The organism is Bradyrhizobium sp. INPA03-11B (assembly GCF_040446015.1).
Taxonomy (GTDB): Bacteria; Pseudomonadota; Alphaproteobacteria; order Rhizobiales; family Xanthobacteraceae; genus Bradyrhizobium; species Bradyrhizobium macuxiense_A.
Genome location: NZ_JASGSR010000034.1, coordinates 64914 through 73588 on the forward strand (window position 1 = coordinate 64914; position 8675 = coordinate 73588).

The following is an 8675-nucleotide window of genomic DNA, read 5'->3' on the forward strand; positions in this document are numbered from 1 at the left end:
CCCGCGACATGATTTGCCCGAGTTTTGCCTCTCGCCCGCGACGGCGCGACCGGTCAATGTCTGCGCGCGTCGGTCGTGTTTGATGCCAAAGGCACGACGGACGCTCGCGTTGATCTCGGGGGCGCAAGATCCTGGATGAAATCTCTGAGTGCCTCGGTGTCGAACGGCTTGCGGAGTATCTTCAGACTTGGCGGTGCCGCATTTGCAGCGTCGCTGTAACCGGTTGTAAGGGCGATCGGCAAACCCGGGTAGCGCGACCGCACTTCTCTCGCGAGCCCGACGCCATCGATGGTTCCCGGCATGACGATATCGCTGAAGACGAGATCGATCCTGGTGCCGGCATCGAGCAGTTTCAACGCCGCTTCGGCCGAATCTCGATAGATCGTTTCATAGCCCAGATGCTCGAACAGCGAGGATGTCACATCCGCTACTTCGGGGCTGTCGTCGACAACGAGAACCGTCTGCCGCTGCGGCTGCCTCGGTCTTGCTCTGGCGGCGGCGAGGTCCTTGCTGGCGGTTTGCTCGTCTGCACAGGACGGCAAATAGATTGTAATTGTTGTTCCCTGACCAACCTTGCTGTCTGCCGTCACCGTTCCACCCGCCTGGTGGGCGAAACCATAGACCTGGGACAGACCGAGCCCGGTGCCCTTGCCGACCTCCTTGGTCGTGAAGAACGGATCGAACATCTTGGACAGAAGATTTGGCGGAATACCGGTGCCGGTATCGCCAAGCGCTATCGCAAAGAAAGCCTTTGCGCGGCGATCCCCGCCGGTCTCCTGGTTCGCGGTCACCGCATGAACGGACAGGGTGAACGTGCCGCCGCTTGGCATTGCATCGCGCGCATTGACGGCGATGTTGACGATCGCAAGCTCCAGCTCGGCGAGGTCCACCTTGACCGACGCGACGCCCTCACCGACGTTCTCGTTGTACACGATGTTCCCGCGCAGCGAGCTTTCGATCATGGTCCGCATGTTCTTGATCGACGCATTCAGATCAACGACCGTCGGGCTGAGATGCTGATGACGAGAGAAGGTCAACAATTGGCGCGTGAGGCTCTCGCCGCGTTTGGCCGCGGTCTGGATGGCTTCGATTGCTTTGGGCAGTTTTGGATCAAGCAGGCGCGTGAAGATCTGGGCGCTGCCTCCGATGATCATCAATAGATTGTTGAAGTCGTGCGCAATCCCGCCGGTCAGTTTGCCGATCGCCTCCATTTTCTGAGACATCGCGAGCTGTTCGCGGGCCTGGACCAGCTTCTCCTCCGCGTCGCGCCGTTCGGTTGCGTCGCGCAGAATACTGATGAAGCCGATCAGGTTTCCTGCGTCGTCATGGCTCGACGAGACTGAGCCGGTGATGAAGAACGGCGTACCATTCTTTCTGATGCGCCAACCCTCCACGTCGTACTTGCCTCTTTCGATTGCCGTCTCCAGCGCGTGTGCCGGCGAACCCGCGCGGCGTTCATCCGGCCGATAGAAAATTCCAAAATGCTTGCCGATGATTTCTTCCGAGCTGTAGCCGATGATCTTTTGAGCGGTGCTATTCCAACTCGTAACGTGTCCCTCTCGATCGAGCGCAAAGATCGCATAATCGACGACGCCTTCGATAAGGGTTTGGAAATGCCGCCTGATGTTGTCGAGCGCCAGGGCTTTCCGTTCAAGTTGACCGTTCAGTTGGTCCTGCACAGAACGTAGATCGGCTTCCGCGGTCTGGTGCGTCGCAATGGCCGCTGCCAGCGCAAGAGGAGGTGCTGATACGCTGATCGAGAGCACGAGCAAGGATAACAATGCGCCATTCGGATCCATTTTCGGAAATGGATCATTCCCTACCGAAAACCCCCACACGGCCGTTCCGACAAAAACGAACGCAGCCGTCGACACGGTGCATCGATCGCCGCGCAGGCCGGCCCAGATCAAGGGCAGTAGAACCAGAAAGCCCAGCAGGCTCCGATGCGGCAGCAACACGTCGAGGTCAGTGCTGATGAGGTCGCTACCGATGAGCGGGCTATAAGCAACGATCCCGACGATGCCGGCGAGAGCTGGGACAGTGATCGATTCCAACAGCTTCCATTTGGAAGGAATGCGTAAGGGCATCGTCGCCCAGAGCACGATGAGCGGAGCAACCACCAGGGTCCCGGCAGTGTCTGCAAGCCACCAGGTCACCCCGGTGACGACGGAATCGGAAAGGCTCAATTCATTGGCGAGCGCGAAGCCGGCCGAGGCGATGGTTGAACTAATGATCGTGGTCGGCGCACAGGAAATGATTGCAAACTTCGCGACACCGACAGGCGTGGCAAACGTCTGGCGACCGCTCGACCAACGGTCGATCAGCCATGTCCCGGCACATGCAGCAAGCAGGCTGCCGATCCCGGCGGTGCCGAATTCCAGGAGCGATCGGTCGGCCATAAAATAGGGAGAGATGGCCCCCACCAGGATCGCCGGCCAGATCCGGTAGCCGCGCAGCAGGACCAGCGCGAGCGCAAGCCCGGTCGGTGGCCATAGCAGTGTCGCGGTTGGATTGATCGCCGGAAGCAGCCGCGCGGCTTCGGCAAGGCCGCCATAAATCGCGGCGACTATCAGGATTTCGACCGCGTAGGTCGCAATGGCCCGAGCGTCGCCAAAAGCGAGCATCCTGGCTTTGTCGAACCTTGCCATTTCCATCGCAAGCCTTTGCAGTGGGCATCTCAGGAATGCGGTGGCGACCTGTCCCCTGATCCAGTGTCACCAAAAGCGGCGAATCGCATTGTCATGACGTCGATGTTCCCGCCAAACACTCAACGCAGTTTTGACCAAAGCATGGCCGCACGATGGTGAGTAGAGGGATGCCCGGCAACTTCGGAACGAGGGGGCTATCGGGCAGCACCATTGACCTAATAGCAGTGGCGCACCGGGCTCCGAGACGGGTCACGGCGGCATCCGGACTACAAATTGGGTACGATCCCGCGGCGTGTCGATGAGAGCGCCAGCAATCATTTTCTCTGTTGGCGCGAGGGATGAGCTCTCGATCCTGCTCCACCTGCACGAGGCGATGCAGCTAGCTCGCCAGCGCCATCCCGGCTTCATCCAGCGTCTGCAGGAATCCGTGCTCGATCACGGCATTCCTGCCGCGGCGCTTGGCGGCGTAGAGGGCGGCGTCGGCGGCTTCGATCAGATCGCCGGGGCGCTGGGTCTCGTTCGGCTTGGTCGTTGCGACGCCGACACTGACGGTGACGACGCAATGGCTCGAGGGCGCGTGCGGTACGGCGAGGCCGAGCACCGCGGTGCGCACGGTCTCGCCGATCGCCAGCGCATGCGCGGCGTCGGTGTTCGGCAGCAGCAGGCAGAATTCCTCGCCGCCATAACGGCCGGCAAAGCCCATCGTGTCGGCGGCGATGCCGGACAGCACCTCGCCGATCCGCGTCAGGCAGGCATCGCCTTCGGGATGGCCGTAGGTGTCGTTGTAGAGCTTGAAGTGATCGACATCGATCATCATCAGCGACAGCTCGCATTCATACTGCTGCGCCCGCATCCACTCGAAGTCGAGCCGGCTCTGGAAGCCGCGGCGGTTGGCAAGGCCCGACAGCGCGTCGATCGAGGCCATCACGGTGAGACGGTCGTTGGACTCGACGAGCTCGCGCTCGCGCTGGCTGAGCTGCGCCGCCATCGCGTTGAAGGCGCGCGCCAAGGGCACGAATTCCGACGGCAGCTTGTGCTTGGCGACGCGCGCCGACCAGTCGCCTTCGCCGAACCGCCTTGCCATGCCGGTCATCAGCTCGATCGGATGGATGACGAGCCGTTCGGCGCCGACGAGGGCGCCGAGCAGCACGAACAAGCAGACGAAGCCGAGCTGCAGATAGGCGGTGCGGATCTCGCGGTTGATCGCCGCCGTCACCTTGGCCTCGTCCATGCTGACGATCAGCCGGGACTGCGTTCCGGCGATGCGGGCAAAGCTCAGCGTACGCTGTGCGCCGTCGGAAGCCGTGAACGACACCGAGCCCGACGGCTCGTCGTAGCTCAGCGCCTTCTCGGCAATCGCCGACATCAAGGGGATGGTGTCGAGCGAGTGGCCGATCAAGCTTGCATGATCCGATGGAGCCGCGATCACGACGCCGGTGCTATCGACCAGAGCGGCCGACATGCCGGGCTGGCCGCCGAGATTGGCCATGATCTGCGACAGCCAGTCGATGTTGATGCCGGCGACCACGATGGCGTCCTGTTCCGGATTGATCGCGGCCACCGGATAGGCCGCCATCATCATCGCGCGGCCATTGGTCCTGCCGCGCAGATAGTCGCTGAACACGAAGCCGCGGTTGTCCTGCGCCTTCTTGAAATATTCACGATCGCCGATGCGGAGTCCGACCTGGCTGTTCAGCGTCGAGCATTGCACCAGCCCGTCCCTGGACACGAACATGATGCTGCGGATCCAGGGCAGCACCGTCGGCAGGCTGGCGCGGAGCACCTCGCAGCTCTGCCCAACGCCGCCGGAGGCGCGGATATAGGCGGCCGATTTCAGCATGGTCTCGACCGAGGACACCACTTCGCGCTGGGTCTCGGCGGCGTGTGCGGTGAGGTTGGCATAGCCGGCCGCGGCCTGCGCGATCTGCTTGCTGCGGGAATCTTCCAGCGTGCGGACGCGATCGAGCATCAGCGGCGCGACCAGCATCACCGCAAGCAAGGCGAGCCGGGCACGGATACCCAGAACCTTCTTGAGCCTGATCCGGTTGCGGTTGAAAGTGACGCCCGACATTCTATTCCCTTGCCCGCGCGCAAGGTAGAATGCAGGGCTTCAAAAAGCCTTTCCCGAATTTGGTAAAATTCGAGCCAACCCCCCGCACCTGTCAGAGAACGGCACAAGCATGACGCAAAGCCCGACCACGCCGTTATCGGCTGATTCACCACATGGCCTGGCCGCCGTGGAGCAGGAGATCGCGCGTGCCTGCAAGGAGGCGCGACGCGACCGCGCGTCGGTGACGCTGATCGCGGTGTCGAAGACATTCGCGGCCGACGCAATTTTGCCGATTATCGGCGCCGGACAGCGCGTATTTGGCGAAAATCGGGTGCAGGAGGCCAAGGGCAAGTGGCCGGAGCTGATCCAGGCTCATCCGGACGTGAAGCTGCACCTGATCGGGCCGTTGCAGTCGAACAAGGCCAAGGAGGCGGTCGCGCTGTTCGATGCGATCCATTCGGTCGATCGCGCCAGCATTTGCGAAGCGTTAGCCAAGGAAATCAAAAATCAGGGGAAGCACCCGGAACTGTTCGTCCAGATCAATACCGGCGAGGAGCCGCAGAAGGCCGGCGTCGCGCCGCAGGACGCCGATACCTTCATCGCGGCGTGCCGCGACAGATACGGCCTGCAGATTTCAGGACTGATGTGCATCCCGCCGGTCGACCAGGCCCCGGCGCCGCATTTCGCGCTGTGCGCCAAGATCGCCGCGCGCAACGGGCTGACAAACCTCTCGATGGGCATGAGCGCGGATTTCGCCGCGGCGATCGCGATGGGCGCGACGCATGTGCGGGTGGGCTCAGCGATCTTCGGGACGCGGACCGTGCCGCATAATTAATTGTCGTCCCGGCGAAGGCCGGGACGACATTGGTGTGTGCGGCAAGAGCTGCGTTTACGCAAACCGCACCGACACTTTCCCGATTGCGCCGAAATCGGCTGCGAACGCATCGCCCGCCGCGATCGGCAGCGGGGGATGGCAGGTGCCTGTGGTGACGACCTCCCCTGCGCGCAATGTGATGCCGAGCGCGCGCAATTCGTTGGCGCACCAGGCGAGCGCCACGCGGGGATCGCCGAGCACGTTCTTGCCGTGGCCAATGTAGCGCTCGCCGCGCAGCGTGATGGTCGGGCGTTCCTCGACCAGATCGATCGCGCGCCAGTCGGCTGATGTTGCAGCTCCGAGCACGAACAGATGCGCGCAGGCATTGTCGGCGATCAGCTGCGCCTCGCCGGCGGAGACGAAATCGGCGAAGCGCGAATCCGGAATCTCGATCGCGGGATGCAGCGTGCCGGCCGCCTCCAGCACTTCCGTGACGCTGTAGGGCGATGCGCGCGGCACGAGATCACGCGCCATGCGGAAGGCGAATTCCGGTTCGCCGACCCGCATCTCGATGCCCTTCATCGACGCGGTGCCGCCATCTGCGATCACTGTCTCGGCGAGGATGCGCCCCGCCAGCGGCCCGGCGACGTTGATGTGCCTCTGGCCGGCCGCGCTGGTCGCCGCGATCTTCCAGCCGAACAGTTTTTCGCGCGACGTCTTCTCCAGCTCGGCCTGCACCGCGTAACCCTCGGCGCGATCGCGCGGCCGCATTGAGCTGTCGAGTGCACCGAGTTTGGTGCCCGCGTGCCAGTGCTCGCTCAGAACTTTTGCGGCGGCGGCGATCTGGTTGTTGTCGAGCATGCTTCTTCGCTCCCGCGAGATTTATTTTGGGGAATTATTTTGTCTTGTGCGCAATCTCAGCACAAACGCGTCGCGTCTGTCGTGTGGGAAAACCGATGCTCAGCTATTCCAACGTAGCGCTTTCGAGCGAAGTGGATACCGGTTCGCGTAAAGAAAACGCGTCAAACAAAAGGGCCTCAGCCGATGATGATCCGGGTCTGCGGAGACATCCGCCGCAACAGCCGCAGCATCGACGCCTTGGTCATCGAGACGCAGCCCGCGGTCGGTCCGAAATTCGGCCGCGCCAGATGCAGGAACACGGCGCTGCCGCGGCCGGCGATCCGCGGCGCGGCGTTGTGGTCGATCTCGACAATGAAGTCGTAGAGATGATCCTCGCGGGTCAGGCGGTCGCCGGCCTGCTCGCGGTCGAGCCGGATCGGCTGGTTGTAATGGCGGTCGGCGGGATCCTCGCACCAGGCGTCCTCGCCGCGGATCGGCCGGGTCGGCAGCAAGGTCACCGGGCGCCGGTGCCGGTCGGCGCGCCACCACAGCTGCCGCGGATGGAAGACGCCGCGCGGGGTGCCGCCGTCGCCCTCGCGCTTGTTGGCGAGGATTCCGCCGCGTCCGAGCGCCACCGGAACGGTCCAGCCATCGGCCGTCAGCCAGCCCCGGCGCGGATTGCCGGCGGCGGCGCGGACCTCGATGGCGGAGAGCGGGCGATCACGTTTGGCTGTCATATAAGTGATTGAAATAGCTGATCTTCCCTCAAGAATCGTTCCAAACTGAACTTGCCTAGGATGTTCGGATCATTCTATCACCCGGCATTACAGGACATTCACGTCCTGCCCCGCCGGATTTGAGGTAGACTGCCGTTGCCTTGTGAATCGGTAACAATCGCCTACCTGAGCACATATCTAGCCGATGTTACGGTCTTAAGCGCCCTCCGCCTCTGACCGCCCCGCCCCCGAAGGATTGTACCTATGGCCAATGCCCGCAAGATCTTGATCGTGGATGACGATACCGATCTGCGCGATACGCTGGTCGAGCAGCTGTCCCTGCACGAGGAATTCGAAGCCTCCGCAGTCGACACCGGCGCCAAGGGCGCCACTGCCGCCAAAGCCAATTCTCCCGATCTGGTCCTGATGGACGTTGGCCTGCCCGACACCGACGGCCGTGAAGTGGTCCGCAGCTTGCGCAAGGGTGGCTTCAAGGCCCCGATCATCATGCTGACCGGCCACGACACCGATTCCGACACGATCCTCGGCCTGGAGAGCGGCGCCAACGACTATGTGGCCAAGCCGTTCCGCTTCGCGGTGCTGCTGGCCCGGATCCGGGCGCAACTGCGCCAGCACGAGGCAAGCGAGGACGCGGTGTTCTCGGTCGGCCCCTACTCGTTCCGTCCCGGCTCGAAGATGCTCACCGGCGCCAATGCCAGGAAGGTGCGGCTGACCGAGAAGGAAACCGCGATCCTGCGCTTCCTCTACCGCGCCGGCCAGATGCCGGTGTCGCGCGAGACCCTGCTCCAGGAAGTCTGGGGCTACAATTCCGGTGTCACCACCCACACGCTGGAAACCCACATCTACCGCCTCCGCCAGAAGATCGAGAAGGACGCCGCCAACCCGGAAATCCTGGTGACGGAAGCCGGTGGCTACAAGCTGGTGCCGTGATACGCTTCGCGCTCAACGATTCGTGAAATCGAGGCGCACCGCGTTTACCGGACCTGAATGTCGATCGATGATGACGTAGCCCTGCTCGAGCGGGTCCCGACGATGCGTCTGTTGGGCGAGAGCTCCTTGCGCATGCTGGCGATCGGCTCCGAGCAACGCGACTTCAACGCAGGCGAGGTGCTGTTCAAGGTCGGCGACGCCGCGGACGCCGGCTATGTCGTGCAGCGCGGCAGCTTCCGGGTCGAGGAAGGCGGCGCCGAGATCATCGCCGGCCCCGGCGCGCTGATCGGCGAGCTCGCATTGATCGTCGCGATGAAACGCCCGTCGACCGCGACCGCATTGGAGCGCGGCTCGGTGATCCGTGTCGCCCGCAGCCTGTTCCAGCGTGTGTTGGAAAGCGATCCCGCCGCCGCCCGCCGGCTGCGCGACGAACTCGCGCTGCGCACCAGCCAGCTCGCCAGCGATATTCTGATGGCGGGCGGGAAGTTGAGTACGTAACTGCCGAGATTTGGCCGACAGCGGAGCCGCGTACTCCACCTCTCCCCTTGTGGGAGAGGTCGGATTGCATCGTGAGATGCAATCCGGGTGAGCGACTATCTGGATAGTCAAGTTGCATTGACGTATGCGGCACGCGCATCGCGTGCTTTTGCGTTGAG

Annotated in this window: 7 protein-coding genes; 3 read left to right on the top strand and 4 right to left on the bottom strand. The window is 63.1% G+C overall.

The features are described from left to right. Window positions 1–53: 53 nt before the first annotated feature. Window positions 54–2648, bottom strand: coding sequence for an MASE1 domain-containing protein (locus QMZ05_RS16840; protein ID WP_353701761.1), 2595 nt, complete (start codon window positions 2646–2648; stop codon window positions 54–56). Between the two features lie 379 nt (window positions 2649–3027). Continuing rightward, window positions 3028–4719, bottom strand: a complete 1692-nt coding sequence (locus QMZ05_RS16845; protein WP_353701762.1) for a diguanylate cyclase — start codon at window positions 4717–4719, stop codon at window positions 3028–3030. A gap of 109 nt (window positions 4720–4828) precedes the next feature. On the opposite strand from QMZ05_RS16845, the gene QMZ05_RS16850 reads away from it, so the two are divergent. Beyond that, a complete protein-coding gene (locus tag QMZ05_RS16850) occupies window positions 4829–5533 on the top strand; it encodes a YggS family pyridoxal phosphate-dependent enzyme (protein ID WP_353701763.1) in 705 nt (234 codons plus the stop codon). A 54-nt stretch (window positions 5534–5587) separates the two neighbouring features. Here the strand turns inward: QMZ05_RS16850 and QMZ05_RS16855 are convergent, their stop codons facing one another. Together QMZ05_RS16855 and QMZ05_RS16860 are read right to left on the bottom strand one after the other, a co-directional pair. Further along, complete coding sequence (locus QMZ05_RS16855) at window positions 5588–6373, bottom strand: hydratase (RefSeq protein WP_353701764.1); 786 nt, start codon at window positions 6371–6373, stop codon at window positions 5588–5590. Window positions 6374–6549: 176 nt separating this feature from the next. After that, window positions 6550–7089, bottom strand: coding sequence for a L,D-transpeptidase family protein (locus QMZ05_RS16860; RefSeq protein ID WP_353701765.1), 540 nt, complete (start codon window positions 7087–7089; stop codon window positions 6550–6552). A 243-nt stretch (window positions 7090–7332) separates the two neighbouring features. Here QMZ05_RS16860 and QMZ05_RS16865 point away from each other — a divergent pair, with 243 nt between their 5' ends. Both QMZ05_RS16865 and QMZ05_RS16870 read left to right on the top strand, forming a co-directional pair. Next, window positions 7333–8019: a response regulator transcription factor gene (locus QMZ05_RS16865; RefSeq protein ID WP_016841446.1), complete on the top strand. Its 687-nt coding sequence runs from the start codon at window positions 7333–7335 to the stop codon at window positions 8017–8019. A gap of 57 nt (window positions 8020–8076) precedes the next feature. Next, a complete protein-coding gene (locus QMZ05_RS16870) occupies window positions 8077–8517 on the top strand; it encodes a cyclic nucleotide-binding domain-containing protein (protein WP_050425197.1) in 441 nt (146 codons plus the stop codon). The last annotated feature ends 158 nt before the right edge of the window (window positions 8518–8675 follow it).

Coding starts and splice junctions, on each gene's coding strand:
- QMZ05_RS16870 (WP_050425197.1), top strand. CDS start 8,077: ATGTCGATCGATGATGACGTAGCCCTGCTCGAGCGGGTCCCGACGATG.
- QMZ05_RS16850 (WP_353701763.1), top strand. CDS start 4,829: ATGACGCAAAGCCCGACCACGCCGTTATCGGCTGATTCACCACATGGC.
- QMZ05_RS16840 (WP_353701761.1), bottom strand. CDS start 2,648: ATGGCAAGGTTCGACAAAGCCAGGATGCTCGCTTTTGGCGACGCTCGG.
- QMZ05_RS16845 (WP_353701762.1), bottom strand. CDS start 4,719: ATGTCGGGCGTCACTTTCAACCGCAACCGGATCAGGCTCAAGAAGGTT.
- QMZ05_RS16855 (WP_353701764.1), bottom strand. CDS start 6,373: ATGCTCGACAACAACCAGATCGCCGCCGCCGCAAAAGTTCTGAGCGAG.
- QMZ05_RS16865 (WP_016841446.1), top strand. CDS start 7,333: ATGGCCAATGCCCGCAAGATCTTGATCGTGGATGACGATACCGATCTG.
- QMZ05_RS16860 (WP_353701765.1), bottom strand. CDS start 7,089: ATGACAGCCAAACGTGATCGCCCGCTCTCCGCCATCGAGGTCCGCGCC.